Consider the following 21,011-nt stretch of genomic DNA (forward strand, 5'->3'; position numbering starts at 1 on the left):
TTTAATTGATCGTGGGGTGGGGGTAATGGGGGTAATGAAAATAAAAAAACATTAGATTATCCGTGAACGGTTTCATTTTTACCATAATTGGTAATGATAGAACCTTCGTATTCAATCCATTCTTTCCAGCGTTTGTCAATATCAATATTGTCTTGATATTTTCTGGCAAATCCTAAAAAAGTGGTGTAATGCCCCGCTTCAGAAATCATTAAATCACGATAGAATTTGGCTAATTCTTCATCTTTAATATTTTCAGAAAGGACTTTAAAGCGTTCACAGCTTCTTGCTTCGATCATTGCCGAAAATAATAAACGGTCACAAAGTGCATCTCTGCGGCTTCCATCTTTCTTCATAAACTTAAAAAGTTCATTTACATAATGATCTTTTCGCTCACGTCCTAAAGTAAGTCCTCGTTTCTTAATTACTTCATGCACCATTTGCAAGTGTTCCAGCTCTTCTCTGGCGATCACTAGCATTTCGGTTACAAGTTCTTCTAATTCAGAATTGTATGTAACAATACTGATCGCGTTAGAAGCAGCTTTTTGTTCGCACCAAGCATGATCCGTTAAAATTTCTTCAATATTTGACTCAACGATATTGACCCAGCGCGGGTCTGTAGCTAATTTTAATCCTAACATAATGCAGCGGAGATTTATTGCTGCAAAATTAGTGTTTTTTTACGACCAAAAGTCAGTAAAAATGGTGCAAAAACGTTCGGAAATGTATTATTTTGTAAAATGAAACCAATTAAAATGGAACAGCCCAAAAAACTCTTAATTATTGGCTTTGTCTGGCCAGAACCAAACTCATCTGCTGCGGGGAGCAGAATGATGCAGTTGATTTCTATCTTTCAGGAGCATAGCTTCGAAATAACCTTTGCAAGTCCAGCATTGGATAGCAATTTTATGGTAGATTTAAGTCAGTTTGGCGTTCATAAAAAGGCGATCGAATTAAACAGTCCTACTTTTGATATTTTTATAAAAGAGCTCAATCCAGCTGTTGTTTTGTTTGATCGTTTTATGATTGAAGAACAGTTTGGATGGCGCGTTTCAGAAAACTGCCCCAATGCCATTCGTATTTTAGATACAGAAGATCTGCATTGTTTAAGAACCGCAAGGCAAAAGGCTTTTAAAGAAAAAAGAACTTTTGAGCTCACAGATCTGCTTTCAGAAGAAGTTGCAAAACGTGAAATTGCCAGTATCTTAAGATGCGATTTAAGTTATATTATTTCTGAAGTTGAAATAGAAATCTTAAAAAACGTTTTTAAAATCGATTCCAGTTTGCTGCAATATCTGCCATTTTTGGTTGATGAAATGAATGAGGAAGATTTAAGAAAACTTCCTTCTTTTAACGAAAGAAATAATTTTATTTTCATCGGAAACTTTCTCCACGAACCCAATTGGAATACCGTTCAATATTTAAATGAAGAAATCTGGCCTGCAATCAGGGCGCAATTTCCAGAAGCGGTTTTAGAAGTTTACGGGGCATATCCGTCTCAAAAAGCATTACAGCTGCATCAGCCTAAAAACGGCTTTTTGATTAAAGGAAGGGCAGAGGATGCTAATGAAGTAGTGAAAAAAGCAAGAGTTGTTTTGGCTCCCATTCGTTTTGGTGCCGGTTTAAAAGGAAAATTATTAGAAGCCATGCAATGCGGCACCCCAAGTGCAACCACAACTATTGGTTCTGAGGCAATGCATCCTAATCTGCCTTGGAATGGTTTTGTTGAAAATGATCCGCATGAATTTGCAAAAAAAGCAATTGAGCTTTATCAAAATGAAAATCTTTGGAAGAATTCTCAAAAAAGCGGTATTGCGATTATAAATCAATGTTATCAAAAAAATAAATATGCAGTTGAATTAATTGAAGCGATAAACAACCTGCTTCAAAATTCAGAAACGCATCGCCTCCATAATTTCATGGGAAGTCTGCTGCAGCATCATACTTTAAAAAGTACCAAATACATGTCTAAATGGATAGAAGCCAAGAATAAAAATTAAACGTCCATTTTGCCAAAACCTACTGTTTCACGATAAATTTGAGGCGAAACATCGGCATTGGTTTTAAAGAAACGGCTGAAATAATGTTCGTCGTCATAACCCAATTCGTATGCGATTTCTTTAACCGTTTTATTGGTTAAGTACAATTCTCTTTTGGCTTCAATAATTATTCGTTCCGAAATTAAATCGGTCAAAGTTTTATTGAAATAATTCTTAGATAATTTAGCCAGAGCTTTTGGAGAAATATTCAGTAAATCGGCATAATTTCCAGCCGAATGTTTGGTTTTGAAATTCAATTCGATCGCAACCTTCAGATTTTGAAGTATAAAAGGTTCTTTAGAATCTGGAACCGATTTCATTTCTTCTAATTGTTCTGTCTTTAACCTTGAGGCGGTTATTAGAAAAATCTTCAAATAAGAAATCAACAATTCGTATTGCGCCAATTCTGCATTTTGAATTTCGGCTTTCATTTGCTCAATAACCATTTTAAAAGTCAGTGCAGCCTGATCTGTAATCGTAACATATGGCGGCTGATAAATATTATTGAATAAAACACCATTGCAGGAAACCTCTTTCTGGTGCATATGGATACAATAAAAATCGGGATGAAAGTGAATCGCAATTCCTTCAATTGGTTCATTCACACAAAGCATAAAAGGCTGGTAAGGAGAAAAGGCGAGAAGTGAGTTTTCTTCAAATTGATGTTCTGCAAAATCGGCTTTAACCTTGCCTTTTCCTTTGGTTACCCAAATTAAAGAATAATAATTATTGCGCTGCAAATGATCAAAATAGCTGTTATCATCAAAAGAAAGTATTTTGAACGCCAGATTGCCGGTCTGCGGGTTTATTAAAGTAGAAACATTTTGAGAACTCATGATCTAGTGGTTTTTGGAAATATAAAGATAGCTCCGAAATAAATTCACAGCTATCTTTATACATTGTTTTTTGTTATTGCGACAGTAAAATATCGAATTATACTGTTGGAAAATCAATTTCAGTATTTGCAAGATTGTTGGAATAGTTTGTTAAAACATTCAAAGCTGTATGCGCAACAGTTTCGGCAATTTCGGCATCAGAAACTCCTGCGTTTTTAGCTTTATTTACATCTTCGTCGTTTACTAAACCATTTTTGCTGATTAAAGTTTTTGCCAATTGTAAAACAGCCTCTGTTTTAGCGTCAGTTGAGTTTCCTGTTCGCGCGGCTTTTAAAACTTCTGGATCTGCTTTTACCAATTTTTCTCCGATAAAAGTATGAGCTGCTAAACAGTAATCACAAGAGTTGCTTTCTGAAACTGCCAAAGCAATTAATTCCCCTGTTTTTGCACTCAATTTTCCGTGGCTCAAAGCGCCGCTTAAGTTTAAATATCCTTCAAGAACCGCAGGAGAATTTCCCATTGTTCTCATCATGTTAGGTACAGAACCTAATTTTGCTTGTACAGCGTTGAATAAGTCTTTAGTTTTTCCTGTTACTTCTTCTGGGTTTAATGCTGTTAATCGTGTCATTTTATTTAATTTTTAAAGTTGTTATTTGTTATTGTCTTTTGACATTACAAAGTTGCGACGATTACAGATTTTAGAACATAGAGGATTTACGCTATGTGATGGATAATTTTCCCTCTTGTTTTTTTCAGCAGCTAATCCAGCTTTCCGCTCCAAGTCCTCACTCAAAAGCCTGATTTTTCTAAGCCATAAAACGAGCTTCCGTTGGTCGCTGTTTTCTGGCAAGAAAATCAGGCTTTTCAGCTCCGGGCTTTCCGCTGCAATCTGGGCTAGGACATTCGTTTTCATAATATGGTTAGCGGGAATCGACATTTCGGAGGAATGAAATGTTTATAGAAATAATAATATATGGCAATTCAAAAGAGCTCCAGCGGAGCGACATATTTTTAATTAGATGTACCGCTCCGCTGGAGCTATTTTAAAATGAAATTAATTGTTCTATAAATATTTCGTCCCGCTGGGACTTATCGAAAAAAAATATTAGGCATCTTAATTAAATGTTCTATAAACATTTCGTCCCGCTGGGACATATCGAAAAAAATATTAGGCATCTTAATTAATTGTTCTATAAACATTTCGTTCCGCTGGGACTTATCGGGAACAAAAAAGAGGTTGTCTTTTTGTAGACAACCTCTTTTAAAAATTATATTTTAAAAATAGTAGAGATAGTTTTAGTTACCGCTTACTGCTGAATACTAAAAAACTGAACACTGAACACTATTTCAAAACACCTTCAACAGCTTGAATAGTAGTAGCATGATAACCCGATTTTGCTTTTTCAAAAACTTGTTTTGCCCACACTTTGCCTTCTGGAGTTTTAACCATTTCTTTATACAGCATCATTACAGATCCAGTTCTGCTGATTCCAATCAAAAATTGTTCAATAGACGGATAAGCAGGTTTGTATTGGTGAATTAATGCCTGAACAAACCATTGACGTTTGATTATGAAATTACCTCCTTTTGTAAAGTTGAACTCTTTATCAATTGCTTCCATTTCTTTTACAGTGATATCAGCTGGAAGATGGTCAATAAAGTGTTGTTTTTCGGCAGTTGTTGTGATTTTTTTACTTAAACCTGCAACGCCTGTTTCTCTCCAGCTTTTTTGAATGGCATCAATTGCGTCAAAATCTGCAGAACTTACCGGAAGTATATTTGCCGGAATTCCCGGTTTGTAAATCCAGTCTTCTAATTTTATTTTATCGGCTAAAGCTTTGTCGCCTTTGATTAGATTTTCATTTAGATACTTTACAAAATCTTCTGTTGTAATGGATTGAAAAGCGTGTGAATCAAAATAGTTTTTGATAAACGGATCAAATTTCTCGCGCCCGACAGCATTTTCAATAACTCTTAAAAAAGCATATCCTTTTACATACGGAATTTGGCTGATTCCATCATCTGGATTTCTATTCGTAAGGCTTACTTTTAATCTTGTATCAGGATTTGTATTCCCGTATTCAGCTACGTTATCGGTTAATTCTTTGTTTGTGATAACATTTTGCATTTCAAATTCTTTCTTTCCAAAGATTGCTTCGCCGATTCTGTGTTCCACATAAGTGGTAAAACCTTCGTTTAACCAAATATCATCCCAAGTTGCATTGGTAACTAAGTTACCGCTCCAGCTGTGACCTAATTCGTGAGCCAATAAACTCGTTAACGAACGATCTCCTGCAATTACGCCTGGAGTTAAGAAAGTCAAGTTTGGATTTTCCATTCCGCCGTAAGGAAAGCTTGGAGGTAAAACCAAAACGTCATAACGTCCCCAACGGTAAGGTCCGTATAATTTTTCTGCTGCAACAACCATTTTTCCTAGTTCGGCAAATTCCCAAGCCGATTTTTTTAGCATTGATGGTTCTGCGTAAACTCCTGTTCTGTTGTCAATCGCTTGAAATTCGATGTCTCCAACAGCAATTGCCATTAAATAAGACGGAATGGCTTTGTCTTGTTTGAAAGTGTAAACACCTGTATCATTTTTTTTCTGCGGATTTACAGCACTCATTACCGCTAACAAATCTTTAGGAACTGTAACTTTTGCATTATAAGTAAAACGAACTCCTGGCGAATCCTGACACGGAATCCAAGTTCTGGACCAAACACTTTCTCCTTGAGAAAACACAAATGGTTTCTTTTTGTCAGCAGTTTGTTCTGGCTTTAACCATTGCAACGCCACAGCATCTTTTGTAGTGCTGTAGTAAATGTTTACTTTGGTAGTATTGGGTTCAATTGTAATATGAAGTGGTTTCCCATGAAATTCAGTGTCTTTTCCCAGTTCAAATTTTGTTTCTTTTTCCTCGTCGCCTAAAGTAACTTTTGTGATTTCTAACGTGTTTTCGTCGAAGATGATTTCATTTCCTTTGCTAACATTGTCAATTAACCAAGAAGCTTTTCCTGAAATGGTCTGCGTATCAAAATCTACTTTAATGTCTAAATCAAGATGTTTTACAACGGCTAGTTCTGGTTTAGAATAGCTGTGTTCGTCTGCAACGACAGTGTTTTTTTCAGTTTGTTCTTTTTTCTGGCAGGCAATTGCTGTCAGGAATAAAGTGACGAGGATTAGTTTCTTCATTTTATGAGGTTTTGAAATTGAGAAGGAAAATTAAACAAAAAATCCCGTCCCGAAAAACTTCGGGACGGGATTTTATTATGAATAACCTTCTCCCGAAGTTTCGGGACGCTCAGGTTGACAAGTCAATTATGCCAACATTGTAACTGGGCTTTCGATGTATTGTTTTAATGTTTGCAAGAACTGAGCTCCAGTTGCACCGTCAATTGTTCTGTGGTCGCAAGCTAATGATAACATCATCGTGTTTCCAACAACAATTTGTCCGTTTTTAACAACAGGTTTCTCAACAATTGCACCAACAGAAAGGATTGCAGAGTTTGGCTGATTGATAATTGAATTAAATTCAGTAATACCAAACATTCCAAGGTTAGATACTGTAAAAGTACTTCCTTCCATTTCTTGTGGTCCTAATTTTTTGTTTTTAGCTCTTCCTGCAAGATCTCTTACGCTTCCTCCAATTTGAGATAAGCTCATAGCATCTGTAAATTTCAATACAGGAACTACTAATCCGTCTTCAACAGCAACAGCAACCCCAATATTTACGTGGTGATTGATGATGATAGCATCTTCTTTCCACTGAGAATTGATTTTTGGGTGTTTTTTCAATGCTAAAGCACAAGCTTTGATTACCATATCGTTGAAAGATACTTTTGTATCTGGAACGCTATTGATAGCAGCTCTTGCCTGCATTGCTTCGTCCATGCTTACTTCGATCACTAAGTTGTAGTGAGGCGCAGTAAATAATGATTCAGCAAGACGCTTAGCGATAATTTTACGCATTTGAGAGTTTTTGATCTCTTCTGTGTAAACTTCTCCAGCAGGAACAAATACTTTTGGAGCAGCAGCTTTTGTCTCTTCCGCTTTTGCAGCAGGTGCAGCAGTATTTGACGATGAAGCAGCTTGTGTAGATGGAGTAAAGTTTTCGATATCGCTTTTTACGATACGTCCGTTTTCTCCAGAACCTTTAACCTGAGATAATTGAATTCCTTTATCAGAAGCAATTTTCTTAGCTAATGGCGAAGCCAAAACTCTTCCGTTAGAAGAATCAGCAGTAGTTTCTACAGCTTTTTCAGCAGCAGGTGCAGCTTTTGTTTCTTCAGCAGGAGCGCTTACAGGTGCAGCACCTCCGGCAGTATAGTTTTCTGCAATTCCAGAAATGTCAGTTCCTGCAGGTCCGATGATCGCTAATAAGCTGTCAACAGGAGCAGTGTTTCCTTCTTGAATTCCAATGTATAATAATGTTCCAGCATTGAATGACTCAAACTCCATAGTCGCTTTGTCTGTTTCAATTTCTGCTAAAATATCTCCTTCAGCCACAGCATCGCCAACTTTTTTCAACCAAGTTGCTACTGTACCTTCTGTCATTGTATCACTCAAACGTGGCATAGTTACAACTACAACACCTTTTGGTAATTCAGTAGCTGCTTTTGCAGGAGCAGCAGTTTCAGTTTTTGCTTCTGCAGCAGGAGCATCTTCTTTAGCTTCTGCTTTTGGTCCCGAAGCTTCGGGATCAGCAGCAGGAGCGTCACCACCAGCAAGAAGAGCAGAAATATCTTCACCTTCTTTACCAATGATTGCTAATAATGAATCAACTGGAGCAGTTTCTCCAGCCTGAATTCCGATATGTAAAAGAGTTCCTTCGTTAAAAGATTCAAACTCCATTGTTGCTTTGTCTGTTTCAATTTCAGCAAGGATATCTCCTTCGCTGATTTTGTCGCCTACTTTTTTTAACCAAGTCGCTACAGTTCCTTCCGTCATAGTATCGCTCAAACGGGGCATTGTTACTTTAATCGCCATGATGTTATAATTTATGAGGTGTAAATGGATAGTCTTCTTGTGCGTATACTACATCGTATAATTGTTGCAAGTCTGGGTATGGAGATTCTTCGGCGAATTTCTGACATTCTTCTACTAAATCTTTAACTCTTTGGTCAATTACTTCAATTTCTTCTTCTGTAGCATATTTTTGATCCATAATTACATCAAGAACCTGAGTAATTGGGTCAATTTTTTTGTACTCTTCTACCTCTTCTTTAGAACGGTATAATTGAGCATCAGACATTGAGTGTCCTCTGTAACGGTACGTTTTCATTTCAAGAAAAGTTGGTCCGTCTCCACGTCGCGCTCTTTCGATAGCTTCGTGCATTGCTTCGGCAACTTTCACAGGATTCATTCCGTCAACTGGTCCGCAAGGCATTTCGTATCCTAAACCAAGTTTCCAGATATCAGTGTGGTTTGCAGTTCTTTCTACAGAAGTTCCCATTGCGTATCCGTTGTTTTCAACGATAAACACAACTGGTAATTTCCACAACATAGCCATATTAAAAGCTTCGTGAAGAGAACCTTGTCTAGCAGCACCATCACCAAAGTAAGTCATAGTAACACCTCCAGTATTGAAATACTTGTCAGCAAAAGCCAAACCAGCTCCTACAGGAATTTGACCTCCTACGATTCCGTGTCCTCCGTAAAAACGGTGTTCTTTAGAGAAAATGTGCATAGAACCTCCCATACCTTTAGAAGTTCCTGTTGCTTTTCCTAAAAGTTCAGCCATTACGTTTCTAGGATCAACTCCCATACCAATTGGCTGTACGTGGTTTCTGTAAGCAGTAATCATTTTGTCTTTGGTCAAGTCCATAGCGTGCAGTGCACCAGCTAATACAGCTTCTTGACCATTATATAGGTGTAGAAAACCTCTAACTTTTTGTTGAATGTATAATGCTGCAAGTTTGTCTTCAAACTTTCTCCAAAGCAGCATGTCCTCATACCACTTTAAATATACCTCTTTTGTAACTTCTTTCATCTGAATTCTTTCTTTTGCTAAAGTTGTTTGTGTTATCGATATTGTGCCTGTAACGCAAAATAGTTTCCTCCCACAAATTTGCGCCCGAAAGCTCGGGATGCAAAAATAAGACATTACATTTAAGAACTAAAATTTAAAAGGTACTTTTTGCTTTTTTTACAAGAACTTTTTGTCAAACATCAACGGAAGTAGATTTTTTAGAGATTCGGATTTGTAAATCTCTCCTATTTCTCCCATAAAATAAATTTCGATTGGGCTTTCTTGTTTGATTTCATATTCTGCAATAGATTGGCGGCAAGAACCGCAAGGTGGAATTGGCGCTTGGGTCTGATTGTTGTCTGAAGCAGCTGTAATAGCCATTTTTAAAATTTTTGCTTCTGGATATGCGCTTCCGGCATAAAAAATGGCTGTTCGTTCTGCACAAAGCCCAGAAGGGTAAGCGGCGTTTTCCTGATTGGAGCCTGTTATTATTTTTCCGTTATCTAAAAGTAAAGCGGCACCGACTCTAAAATGCGAATAGGGAGCGTAGGCTTTTTTTCTAATTTCAACAGCTTGATTCATTAAGTTTTGAATGTCTTCTGGAAGTTCTTTTAAATTGTCAAATATTGTAAATGATGTTGTTACGTTTATTTCTTTCATTCGGATATATGGGAAAAAAAATCCAAATTCCTGAAATGCCGGAATTTGGATTGTATGTTTTTATTTCTGTTTTACTCTTTAATAAGTTTCGTATTTGTCTCCAAAGTTAAACGTTAATGAGAAACGAAGTGTATTTTCTAACGGATTTTTAACTTTAGATGCCGAGAATAAGTACGAAACATCAATTTTCATGATGCTGTATTTAAAACCTGCTCCTAAAGAAAAGAATTGTTTGGCACCTTTTTCAGGACTTTCGTGGTAATATCCTAAACGCATAGCAAAAGCATCCTGATACGTATATTCTCCAGCAACGCTATAAGTGATTTCTTTCATCTCTTCGCTGAATCCGCCTGGAGCATCACCAAATGATTTAAAAATTCCAGATACCCATCCAATTTTTTTGTAATCATTATACGCGATATTATTTGCTTCGCTTTGCGAAATATCTCCAACGTCGTCATAGTCACCGTCTCCATTCGAATCAAAAGGAGTTCCCGCGCCGGGAGGTGTCGGAACCATTAGTTTTGTAAGTTCGGCACTTATGGCTACTTTATTGTAGTCGTCTAAAATAAAATCAAAGCCAGCTCCGATTCTTAAATTTGCAGGCAGGAAATTAGAGCTTAAGTCGTCGTTATCATAACTTATTTTTGGTCCCATATTCTGCAGATTAATTCCGGCTCTCCATCTTCCGTTAAAATCAGAATATGCTATTTCTTCCGATTGATAAAAGGCGGCAATATCTACAGCAAAAGAACTTGCAGCTTTGGCATCTACATTTTCTGAAGCTACTTTTAAGTTAGAATTGATGAATCTCGCTGCTACTGCCATCGAGAATTCTTCACTTAATTTTAATGAATAAGATCCGTCTAAGGCAAATTCGTTTGGCGTTACTTCTCTTACAGGTTCTGTTGGGTCGCCTGTTTGTCTCAGTTCAATTCCTCCAAATCCAAAATAACGGAAACTTCCTGCAAAAGCACTTCGGTCGTTAATTTTGTTGTAATAGGTTAATTGTCCCAATGAAATATCATTGGCTAAATCTGTTAAATAAGGAGTGTAACTTATAGAAAGACCTTGGGCTTCTTCTGCAAAAGCATATTTTGCAGGATTCCATTGCTGTGAATAAGCGTCGGTAGAAGTGGCTACACCCTGATCCCCTAAACCTGCCGCTCTAGCATCTGCTGCGACTAATAAAAAAGGGACTCCTGTAGTGATTGGTTTTGATTCCTGCGCTTGGGAATTATAAAATACAAAAAAACAAAGTAATAAAAGTGATATTTTTTTCATTTATGGGACTGGTAAGTTTAGATGCAAATATATATAATATTATAAAATGACAAGCTTTTCGTATTTTTCTGCTTTTTTATTTGTTAAATTTGATTTAACAGTAAGTTTGTAAATATACACTCCTTTTCCGATTTTGTCACCAAAATCGTCTTTTCCGTCCCAAGTTATTTCTCTCGATAAAAAACCTTCTGTAGTAACAATCTGGTTTTTGGTCCAGACCACTTTTCCGGTAATCGTCATTACTTGTACCTGTACGTCTAGGGGTTCGTAAGGTCTGTTATGCGAAAACCAAAATTGCGTATAGGTAGAAAATGGATTAGGATAATTAAGAACGTGCGATAATGTTAATGAATCATCTCCGACAACAGTAAACTGAATTTCACTAGTTACAGGATTGTTGTAAACATCCCAGGCAGTAAAACTTATCGTATGCAGTCCGGGAGCTAAATTTCTAAATGGAAAACGTAAATTTCCGTTCGTATAATCATCTAATTTTGTTTGATAATAATCATTCAAAATATAAGGGTTACTCACATCTCCGTCTAAAACTGCAATGATGTCGTGCCCGATACCGCTTGCTGTATTGATTCCGTTTTCGTCTTCCAGAAAGGCCAAAAGAAATGGGGATTCGTTTGTAATTCCTCCAGAAACAAAAGTTTCGTCATTCATATATAACTTAACTTTCGGACTTATATTGTCCTGAGGTGCATTTTCATTTATTCCTCCAATTTTTATAGCAGTATTATAGCCATTTTGGTTTTCTAAGGCTTGATTTTTCTTGGCATAAAAACTTATTCGGCCATTATCAACAGGAATCCTAATGTCTCTCGGAACCACAAAACTAAATTCAAATTGGCCGTTGTTTACCGATGCATTTCCTCTAAAAATGGTTTCTCCTAAAGTTTTAAACGGCATCGACGGACTGTAGCCATCATTGTTTAAAGTTGCAGAGGTAATCATTTTATCAAAAATGGCTGTGGCTAATTCTCCATTGTAGCTGGTTAACAGATTATTGTTTTCGTCTGTAATTTCGCCGGAGATTTTGATTTTTGCCAGAGATTTAAAATCGGGGAGAGGCTGGCTTACCAAAATATCATTAACTTTTGTAAGGTTGATTCTGGGTTTTGGTATTGCAAGCATCAAAGCTGGATCGCCGATATAAAAAATGACATTGCTCGAAGAGCTCGGGTTTTCATTTTTAGAAATTCTAAGCGTTTCTGCGATAGTGTTGTATTGGTTTGAACCGTAAGACAATAAATTTTTGCTCAAACTATCATTGAAGTTTTCGGCATTAAACTGACCAATTGAGCGTATCGTTGTTAACATTGAGATGGCGCCTCCTTTAGGATTCCAATATGTGTATTCTCCTGCCGTTGGTCTGGTAGGGTCATCAAAACGAGAGAATTCGCAGGTAATTGTAATAAATAAAGGGTATTTGTATTGGTTGTTTAAATTTTGCCCGTCTGATTTTTCCCAAATTCTTTCGCTGGCCAATCCGTCTTCGCCGCCGTGTCCTAAATAATTAAAGACCAATGCACCTTTCTCGAATGCATCAAAAAAGTCTGTTCTCGCTTTCGGATATCGAGAGCCTCCAGCAGAAGCTTCTTGGGTATAAGAGTCTAAAAGTATTTTCTCTATATTAAAGAAAGGTTTTTCGGTGGCAATAACATCGGCAAGATTATTTTGACGTGCCTGTAGTGAAGCGTCCGAACTTTGATCGGAGTCATCGCTTACCAATACAAAATTATTACGCCAGTTTCCGTAGGACTTCGTGTCGTGATATTCTAAAACTTTATTGACCATTTCAGAGGCTTGAGCGTTATCTGAAACCAGCATTCGTCCTACGGCAATATCAATGCCACCAAAAAACGAAATGATATTTCCTTCGTCGGCATCCATTAGTGCGTAAAAATCATCAGAAGCAAAAGAAGATTCGCCGGTGGTGTTGCTGTTTAAGGAATGATATATAGGTACAATATTGGTGTTGTTCGAGATTCGGTCTTTGTAATCGTAAGAAGCATCTCCAAATAAATTAACGTATCGAATTCTTTTTTCTGGTGATGAAGCGTTCTCATATATATAACGAATGCAGTTGCGAATTGCGGCTATATCCTGTTTTCCTGAAGAGAATTCCTGAAAGATATTTTCGAGCGTAATTACTTTGACATTTAAATTCGAGTAATTTCTATGGAAAACGGCCAGTTTCTCTGCTTGAGAAGTCAATGATTTTGGACTTATGATGATATAGTCTAAATCCTGAAAGCTGTTTTGATTGTTTTTTAATAAAGTGCCCTTTAGATTTTGATTGGCTATTTTGGGCTGATTGTCTTTTAATGGGGTGTAATAATCCGATGGCTCAACAGCGATGTATTTTCGAACTTCGCCAAGTGCAGCTTTGAAGGTTATAGTGTTCTGATTTGTGTTTTCTATTTTGGTTATATTATATAGGTCTGTAATATCCCAAATCTGCGAAATGCTGGAGGCGTTTCCGATGGTATAATTTACTACTCCTATGCTGGATGCTGCAGCATCGTATCGAAATTTAAATTGTTTGCCTGTGCCAAGAAGTTTTCTTTTTGCAATAATGTTTATATAATCCAGATAGCCTTTGGAGCCTGGCACACCATTATTATTATAGGTAAGTTTAATTTTTGTGTTTTCTGTTCCGGTAAAAGTCGTGTTTGACTGAAGTTTACCATTATAATATTTGGTTTCAGAACTTGTTGGTAAAGCATTGAAATTAATGGTTCCGATATTTTGTCCATTAGCGGCGATGCTGAATGAAGTAGGGGTATATGCGGCGGCGGCGGTATTTATTTCTATCTTAACAGGAACAGATGCTTCAATATTAGGGAAAGAAAAACTAAATTCTTGTTCTTGATTAATGTCAAAAGATTCTCCAAGCCATTGTCTGCCTAAATGAGCAATATTGGTTTGGTCAATTTCGTGATACTGATAGTCATCAAACGTGTTGAGCTCTAATGTTGTGTTGGCTGAAGGCTGATTAAAGTTCGCAATTCGTTTTCCGTCACCTCCAGAAGCGGTGATATAATAATAGGATTTTGTGTCGTATAGATTGATGTTGGTCTGGCTTTCAGTGTTCCAATTTTCAATTCCTTCAGCATAAAAAAGGATGTAGTCTTCATTATTAAAGGTGCCGTCATTTTCTCCGATAATTTGAACAGCGTTTTCTGTTAAATCTTCGGGATAGTATGTGTCATTTGCTAATGGCAGCATTCTGCCCCCGTTTCCGTATATTTTTATTCTTCTTGGATCAACTTTAGATGGATCAAAACCAAGACTTTGCAGGAAAGATCTCGATATTTTATAAACTCCTGATTTTTCGACATAAAAACGATACCAGTCACCCGATGCTAAAACAGAATTAGAGATTGCGGCGGTTTTTTGAAAACTTGTCGACCCGCTGGTTCTTGCTGTTAAATTATTTACAGAATAGGTAAAAGATTTAATTCTTTTAAAGTTGTTTCCTTCTTTGATTATGGGGTTAAGCAGTAGAAAAATTTGCCTTTGACCACGTGATGAAGCAGTTTTTAGAGTTTCATCTGGCTTTTCAGGGATGCTTTTTTGGGACAAATCGCCAAGATCTGCGGCTGAGATCGATTCGTAAATTACATTAGAAATTTGCACTGACGCACCTCCGCTGGCGTTGGTTTGATCCAAATGGAGCATAAGGGTGATGCTTTTTTTGCTGGAATCAAAGCGGAAAGTATTTCCAGAAAAGTACGGAATTATCATTTTTGACTCGCCGAAATTCATCTCTTTTTTCTCTTTCCAATCTATTGTGAAGCTCCCATTTATCTGGGAAAAGGAGATAATGGGAAGTAGAAAAAAATATAGAATTAAAGCTTGTTTCATAGGTCAAAAAAAGTGGGTTTAAATTAAAAATAATTTAGAAAGTAAAAATATGGTATTTCATGTTATAGTAATAATAAAAAGTATATTTTTGCGTTCGTAACTATAGGTTATTTTCTGGTAAAAAACAGTGAAATAAAATTATTAGAACAGATGTTGCTAATTAAATGTTAATTATTATATTGCAGCACCTAAATTTATCACCTAAGAATGAGTATGAAAGTAAACAAAATTGTAGTCTTGCAATTAATGATGTCAATGGTATTGATGTTGGGCACGGCTAGTTGTAGCAAAAAATCGAGTTCAAGCCACGCTTCTAGAGCAACAGGTTGGGATGTAGATAGTCAGAATGGAACTGCTGCTAGAAATGCAGGTAAAAAACAACAGGCAGGACCTGGTTTGGTTTTTGTTGAAGGAGGTACGTTTACAATGGGTAAAGTACAGGATGATGTTATGCACGATTGGAATAACACACCGACTCAGCAACACGTTCAATCATTCTACATGGATGAAACCGAAGTTACAAATGGTATGTACTTAGAATACCTAGAGTGGTTAAAGAAAGTTTTCCCGCCGACAGAAGAAAATTACAAAAATATTTACGAAGGAGCATCTCCTGATACTTTAGTTTGGAGAAATCGTTTAGGATATAACGAAACGATGACTAATAACTATTTAAGACACCCATCTTATGCTAATTACCCTGTAGTTGGTGTGAACTGGATTCAAGCTGTTGAATTTAGTAAATGGAGAACAGACCGTGTAAACGAAGCTGTTTTAGAAAAAAGCGGTTATCTTAAAAAAGGTGCTAAAACAAATGATGTAAGTGCAGAAAGTTTGTTTAATACGGAAGCTTACCTTGCTTCTCCATCTACTACTTATGGTGGAAATGAAGAATTGGTATTAAAGAAAAACCCTAGCGGAAGAAGACCAAAAGCTGGTAAAGACGGTGTAGTTCCAGAAGAAAAGAATGTTTACGCACAACGTTCTTCAGGAGTTATTCTTCCAGAATACAGACTTCCAACTGAAGCAGAATGGGAATACGCAGCAGCTGCTGATGTAGGACAAAGAGAATATAACATCTATAAAGGACAAAAGAAATATCCTTGGTCTGGAGATTATACACGTTCTAGTAAACGTAAAAACAGAGGAGATCAATTGGCAAACTTTAAACAAGGAAACGGTGATTACGGTGGAATTGCAGGTTGGTCAGATGACGGAGCAGATATTACAAATGCTGTGAAGAGCTACGCTCCAAACGATTTCGGTTTGTATGATATGGCCGGAAACGTTGCAGAATGGGTTGCCGATGTTTACAGACCTATTATTGATAATGAAGCAAATGATTTCAACTACTTTAGAGGTAATCAATATGCTAAAAACAAAATTGGTAAAGACGGAAAACTTGAAATCGTTACGACTTCTAACATTAAATACGATACTTTAAGCAATGGTAAAGTTGTAGCAAGAAACCTTCCAGGAGAAATTGCTCAAGTACCAGTTGATGAGCAGGAAACTTATTTGAGACAAAATTTCAGTACAAGTGATAATATCAACTACAGAGATGGTGATAAACAATCTTCTAGATATTTTGACTTTGGAGATTCTGAATCAGGACCAAAAGCGGATCAAACAATGTACAACTCTCCTAAACATAATGTAACAGTTGACAGTTTAGGAAAAATGACTAGAAAGTATGACAGCTCTAGTAAACGTACTACTTTAATCGATGATAAAGTAAGAGTTTATAAAGGAGGTTCTTGGAGAGATAGAGCATACTGGTTAGATCCAGCTCAAAGAAGATATTTCCCTCAAGATATGGCTACAGACTATTTAGGTTTTAGATGTGCAATGTCTAGAGTAGGTGCAAAAACTGAAAGAAGAAAATCACCAAGGAATTAAGATTTAGAAATTCCAATATAAAAAATTCCAAATTCCAAAAGCTGCATAATCAGTCTGGAATTTGGAATTTTTTTATTCTTTTTTTTCTAATTTTATGATCTATTAAAATAAAATAAAATGGATATTCAAGACATTCATAGCTTGTTTTTAGAATGCAGCTCTCTTTCAATTGATACTCGAAAAATTGAAAAAGATTCTATTTTTTTTGCTATTAAAGGCGATAATTTTGATGCCAATACTTTTGCAAAAGAAGCCCTGGATCTAGGAGCTCTATTTGTGATTATTGACAACGAAAACTATTATATAGACAATAGAACAATTTTGGTTCAGAACAGCTTAGAGACACTTCAGGAGCTGGCTAAATTTCATCGTGCTTATTTAGGGCTTCCAATTGTGGCTTTAACAGGCAGTAATGGCAAAACCACTACTAAGGAACTTATTAATGCGGTGTTGTCAAAAAAGTTTATAACCAAAGCAACTATTGGAAATTTAAATAATCATATCGGTGTGCCATTAACTTTGCTTTCTTTTACCAAAGAAACTGAAATCGGTATTGTAGAAATGGGAGCCAATCATCAAAAAGAAATTGAATTTTTGTGTGAAATTGCACAACCTGACTTTGGTTACATTACTAATTTCGGGAAAGCACACTTAGAGGGATTTGGCGGTGTAGAAGGTGTGATTGCAGGTAAAAGTGAAATGTATCATTATTTGCGCGCCAAAGAAAAAATGGCTTTTGTGAATCTGGAAGATCCTATCCAAATCGAAAAATCTAGTGGAATTAAAGCGTTTACTTTTGGTATAAAGCGCGATAATGCGGATCTTGATATTATTACTGTTCAAGCGAATCCTTTTGTAGAAATAGACTTTAAAGAGTTCTCAGTAAAATCGCATCTGATAGGTCTTTATAATGCTAATAATATCAATGCTGCAGCTGCTATTGGGCGTTATTTTGAAGTTAATGATCTTGATATTAAAGAGGCTTTAGAAAACTATATTCCGGCCAATAACAGATCGCAGTTGATGCATAAAGGGTCTAACGAAATTATTTTAGATGCCTATAATGCAAATCCAAGCAGTATGGCTGTGGCGATTACAAACTTTGTGCAGTTAGATAAAGAAAATAAAATTATGATTCTGGGCGATATGTTTGAACTGGGGGCGGAAAGTGCCCAGGAACATAAAGCGATAGTTGATTCTGTTTTGAAAGAGAGTAATGTTCGTTCTTATTTTGTTGGAAAAGCATTCTATGAAAATAAGATTTCAAGCAGTGAAATTCTATTTTTTGAAACTTTTGATTTCTTTAAAGATTTTCTGCAGACTGCAAAATTTGAAAACAATACAATTTTAATTAAAGGATCCAGAGGTATGGCCTTAGAAAGAGCCTTAGATTTTCTTTAAAAAATAGCAAAAGCCATTCACAACGAATGGCTTTTGTTTTTAGATGCTCATCAAGAAGCCGATTAGGTTTTCTTTTTTGTTTAAGCCCAGTTTTTTTCGTAAACGGTAACGTGCCAATTCGACACCGCCTGTAGAGATGTTCATGATTTCGGCAATTTCTTTAGTTGACATGTTCATTAATAAGTAAGTGGACAAATCAAGTTCTCGTGGTGAAATTGTAGGATATTTTTCTTTTAAACGCTTTAGGAATTCAAAGTGAACATTTTTAATGTGTTTTTCCAAATCCTTCCAGCTTTTATCTGTATTTACTTCTTTGACGATACTTTTGTTTAATTTGCTGACTTGGAATTTTGTAGAATCATCCAAAGCTTCAATATCAATTTCTTTTAGTTTGTGTATAATGCCGTTTAGAACTTTGTTTTTCTTTACAACCTGAAGCGAGTTATTGACCAATTCTTTGTCTTTTGCTAAGATTTTGATTTGAAGTTTATCATTTTTAAGCTTTTCGATTTCTTTTTCCAGATCGTATTGGTCTTGTCTGATTTTAGATTCTTTTTCAAGATAAAGTCTTCTTTGTTCGATCGTTTCGTAGTATTTGTTTTTTCGGATTTTCATCTGAATTCGATTCGATATGATGTAAATGGTGATGACGATTAATACAAAATAAAGCATAAATGCCAGAAAATGGCGGTACCAAGGCGGCGAAACGGTAAAGACAATCGTGTAAGGCTCCGATTGAATTCCGTAGCTGTTGCGTACTTTAACGTTCATTTTGTATTCGCCTTCTCGCAAGTTCGTGTACTCTTTTATCGAAATGTTGGACCAATTACTCCATGTGTCGTCAAAAGGTTCTAATTGATATGAAAATTCGACATTTTCTAAATTTTCATAGGTTGGAGAAGAGAACGTAAAACGAACATGATTGGCGCTGTATGGAATTCTTATGTTTTCGATTTTGGTTTGATTGTTTCCTAAAGTGATAGTGTCTCCCGGAAAAGAAAAGGTTCTGATAAAGGCTTTCGGCTTTGTTACAAAGTTTTTTAGGATTTCAGAATCGTAATGTGCAAGGCCGTCTGTTAAGCCGATAAATATGTTTTTGGAGTCTATGGTATTTACAGATAGATAATTGTTTACAAGATTTCCTGTTAAGTTTGAGAATGGGGCAACAATATTAGTGTATCGGTTGTTTTGTTTCATTAAAACACCTAGAGATTCGTTAAATGCGTACCACAGATTAGACTGCGAATCTTCCTGTAAGGCGTTAATTGTTGGAATATTTTTGAATAATGTACTTAAGGCTTTGTCTTCATAGAATAAATCTTGTTCTTCTGAGTATTTGTAAAAATGATTATGAGTTTGGAAATATATTTTACCGTCTATTTTTTGCAGACTTCCAATGTTGGTGTAGGCATTTGTTAAGCGATCTATTTTTTTAATTGTAGAAAATCTTTTTAAGTCTTCACTAAGAGTCATTTTATAGATCGATTCATCTTTTTTCAGCCACAGATACAAATTGTCAAGTTCAAAGCTGTTAGAAGATTTGTCAAAGCCGGCCACTTGATTTTTAAAAGTCAGGCCATTTGCTGTTTTTTCAAATATGGCAAACCCATCATAGTTGGAGCCGATAAAAAATCTCGGATGATTTGGAATTTCCTTAAAACCAAAATAACCTTTAGTTTCGATAATTTTGGTTACTTTTCCACCATTAATTACCAATGCACCTCTGTTATTGGCGCAGATCAATTCGTTGTCAATAACTTGAACATTCCAAGATTGTGCAGTAGTTCCCTCAACAAGTTTAAAAACGTCTTCTTTAAAACTGCTGTTCCAAGCATGGTAAAATACCCCTTGATTGGTTGCAACGTACAGATTTCCGCCATAAACAACCGATGCGTAAACCGTACTAATATCATAACTAAAGCCGAAGTAAGTAAAAGGAGAACTTTCGTTTACAAAAGCAATTCCGTTATCCAGACCCAGCCATAAATTGTTTTTATTGTCTATGAAAGAAGTCAGAACAGTATTGTTCTGTAGCCCTTTTTTGCGATTGATGTGCTGAATTATTTTGCCGTTAAAATCACAGATAATGATTCCGTCTAGTACAGAATTCAATACAATAAATTTATTGTTTATTATAACGCCTCCTAAGGAGTTGTTTTTAAGTAAAAAGCTGTTTGCTTCGGTATTCCACGGCTTAACAGTATTGTTTTCGTAAATAAACAAGCCTTTTTCAAGAGTAATGATTAGAGTTCTGTCTGACGCTAAAGCGTACATTCCCCAGATTTCAGTATTGTTCAGTGAAGTGGTGTTTGGCAGTGCGTATAATTTTCCATTTTTATACTCAACAATGCCTTTTTCGATGTCCTGCAAATACAGTTTTTGATTGACTACAAAAGAAAACTGAAATCTTTTGGGTGCTTTTATAATAGATAGTTTGCCATTTTTATAAATGTACGTCCTAGCAAAAGATTGAAAAATTATCTCATTCTTAAGAGCGTGTATTTTCCATATAAAATCTATGATTTTGATTTTGTTCTTATCTACAAGTTTAGCTAATGATGTATAGGTTAATTTTCCTTTAGGATCCGGTTGAAAATAGCCGAATTCATTATAACCCCCTACATAAATTTTTCCTGAATCATCCGTTTTTAAACATCGTACAGAGGTTCTGTTGGGCAATGCGTATTTGCGCCAAGTAGAACCATCAAACTGTAGCAGACCATTGTTGTTTGCAAAATAGAGATTTCCGTTTCTGTCTTGTCCAATGTTCCAGTTTTGAGTACCGCCTTTATAATCATTTCGTCTGTAATTTCTGATATCAGGAAGTCCAATGTCTTTAACTTGTCCAAAAAATGTAATTGTGAATAATGTAAAAAAAGTAATATAAAAATATGATTTTATCAATTTCATAAAATTAATACGTTGGTTTTTTTTTTGAGATCTAATTTGTTTGTTTATAGTGGTTTAAGGTCTTAATTTGAATACTATCACGTTGTAGTTTGTCCTTTTTTTTATAAAAATAAGCATAATAATAGAAGTGTAGTGTTTATTTT

Annotated in this window: 14 protein-coding genes; 3 read left to right on the forward strand and 11 right to left on the reverse strand. The window is 35.9% G+C overall.

The features are described 5' to 3' along the window. Positions 1-56: 56 nt before the first annotated feature. Entirely contained in the window at positions 57-638 is a 582-nt protein-coding gene (locus C4F50_RS10575) for a MiaE family protein (RefSeq protein WP_194138629.1), read from the reverse strand. Between the two features lie 114 nt (positions 639-752). On the opposite strand from C4F50_RS10575, the gene C4F50_RS10580 reads away from it, so the two are divergent. After that, positions 753-1,997 carry a glycosyltransferase gene (locus C4F50_RS10580; RefSeq protein ID WP_194139143.1) on the forward strand — a complete coding sequence of 415 codons (1,245 nt, stop codon included), beginning with the start codon at positions 753-755 and terminating at the stop codon, positions 1,995-1,997. On the opposite strand, the gene C4F50_RS10585 is transcribed toward C4F50_RS10580, so the two are convergent. The 9 genes from C4F50_RS10585 to porU form a co-directional block, all read right to left on the reverse strand. Further along, positions 1,994-2,872: a helix-turn-helix domain-containing protein gene (locus C4F50_RS10585; protein WP_194138630.1), complete on the reverse strand. Its 879-nt coding sequence runs from the start codon at positions 2,870-2,872 to the stop codon at positions 1,994-1,996. The two genes, C4F50_RS10580 and C4F50_RS10585, sit on opposite strands and share 4 nt — an antisense overlap. A 97-nt stretch (positions 2,873-2,969) precedes the next feature. After that, positions 2,970-3,500: a carboxymuconolactone decarboxylase family protein gene (locus C4F50_RS10590; protein ID WP_194138631.1), complete on the reverse strand. Its 531-nt coding sequence runs from the start codon at positions 3,498-3,500 to the stop codon at positions 2,970-2,972. Between the two features lie 21 nt (positions 3,501-3,521). Further along, positions 3,522-3,785 (reverse strand): hypothetical protein, encoded by a 264-nt coding sequence (locus C4F50_RS10595; RefSeq protein ID WP_194138632.1) that lies wholly within the window; start codon positions 3,783-3,785, stop codon positions 3,522-3,524. Positions 3,786-4,214: 429 nt separating this feature from the next. Then, entirely contained in the window at positions 4,215-6,062 is a 1,848-nt protein-coding gene (locus tag C4F50_RS10600) for a hydrolase/aminopeptidase (protein WP_194138633.1), read from the reverse strand. Between the two features lie 126 nt (positions 6,063-6,188). After that, complete coding sequence (locus C4F50_RS10605) at positions 6,189-7,856, reverse strand: dihydrolipoamide acetyltransferase family protein (RefSeq protein WP_194138634.1); 1,668 nt, start codon at positions 7,854-7,856, stop codon at positions 6,189-6,191. Between the two features lie 4 nt (positions 7,857-7,860). Next, positions 7,861-8,859, reverse strand: coding sequence for a pyruvate dehydrogenase (acetyl-transferring) E1 component subunit alpha (gene pdhA, locus C4F50_RS10610; RefSeq protein WP_194138635.1), 999 nt, complete (start codon positions 8,857-8,859; stop codon positions 7,861-7,863). 156 nt (positions 8,860-9,015) lie between these two features. Further along, positions 9,016-9,498 (reverse strand): cytidine deaminase, encoded by a 483-nt coding sequence (gene cdd, locus C4F50_RS10615; protein ID WP_194138636.1) that lies wholly within the window; start codon positions 9,496-9,498, stop codon positions 9,016-9,018. A gap of 78 nt (positions 9,499-9,576) precedes the next feature. Further along, a complete protein-coding gene (gene porV, locus C4F50_RS10620) occupies positions 9,577-10,782 on the reverse strand; it encodes a type IX secretion system outer membrane channel protein PorV (RefSeq protein ID WP_194138637.1) in 1,206 nt (401 codons plus the stop codon). Positions 10,783-10,821: 39 nt separating this feature from the next. Continuing rightward, on the reverse strand, positions 10,822-14,658 hold the full coding sequence (gene porU, locus C4F50_RS10625; protein WP_194138638.1) for a type IX secretion system sortase PorU: 3,837 nt from the start codon (positions 14,656-14,658) through the stop codon (positions 10,822-10,824). Between the two features lie 213 nt (positions 14,659-14,871). Here porU and gldJ point away from each other — a divergent pair, with 213 nt between their 5' ends. Both gldJ and C4F50_RS10635 read left to right on the forward strand, forming a co-directional pair. Continuing rightward, the gene (gldJ, locus tag C4F50_RS10630) at positions 14,872-16,557 is read left to right on the forward strand and encodes a gliding motility lipoprotein GldJ (RefSeq protein WP_194138639.1); all 1,686 of its coding nucleotides are present in this window, start codon (positions 14,872-14,874) and stop codon (positions 16,555-16,557) included. A gap of 117 nt (positions 16,558-16,674) precedes the next feature. Next, positions 16,675-17,958, forward strand: a complete 1,284-nt coding sequence (locus C4F50_RS10635) for a UDP-N-acetylmuramoyl-tripeptide--D-alanyl-D-alanine ligase (RefSeq protein WP_194138640.1) — start codon at positions 16,675-16,677, stop codon at positions 17,956-17,958. Positions 17,959-17,997: 39 nt separating this feature from the next. Here C4F50_RS10635 and C4F50_RS10640 read toward each other — a convergent pair whose 3' ends face one another. Next, positions 17,998-20,868, reverse strand: a complete 2,871-nt coding sequence (locus C4F50_RS10640; protein ID WP_194138641.1) for a triple tyrosine motif-containing protein — start codon at positions 20,866-20,868, stop codon at positions 17,998-18,000. Between the last annotated feature and the right edge of the window lie 143 nt (positions 20,869-21,011).

Source organism: Flavobacterium hungaricum, assembly GCF_015182285.1.
In the GTDB taxonomy this organism is placed as follows: Bacteria; Bacteroidota; Bacteroidia; order Flavobacteriales; family Flavobacteriaceae; genus Flavobacterium; species Flavobacterium hungaricum.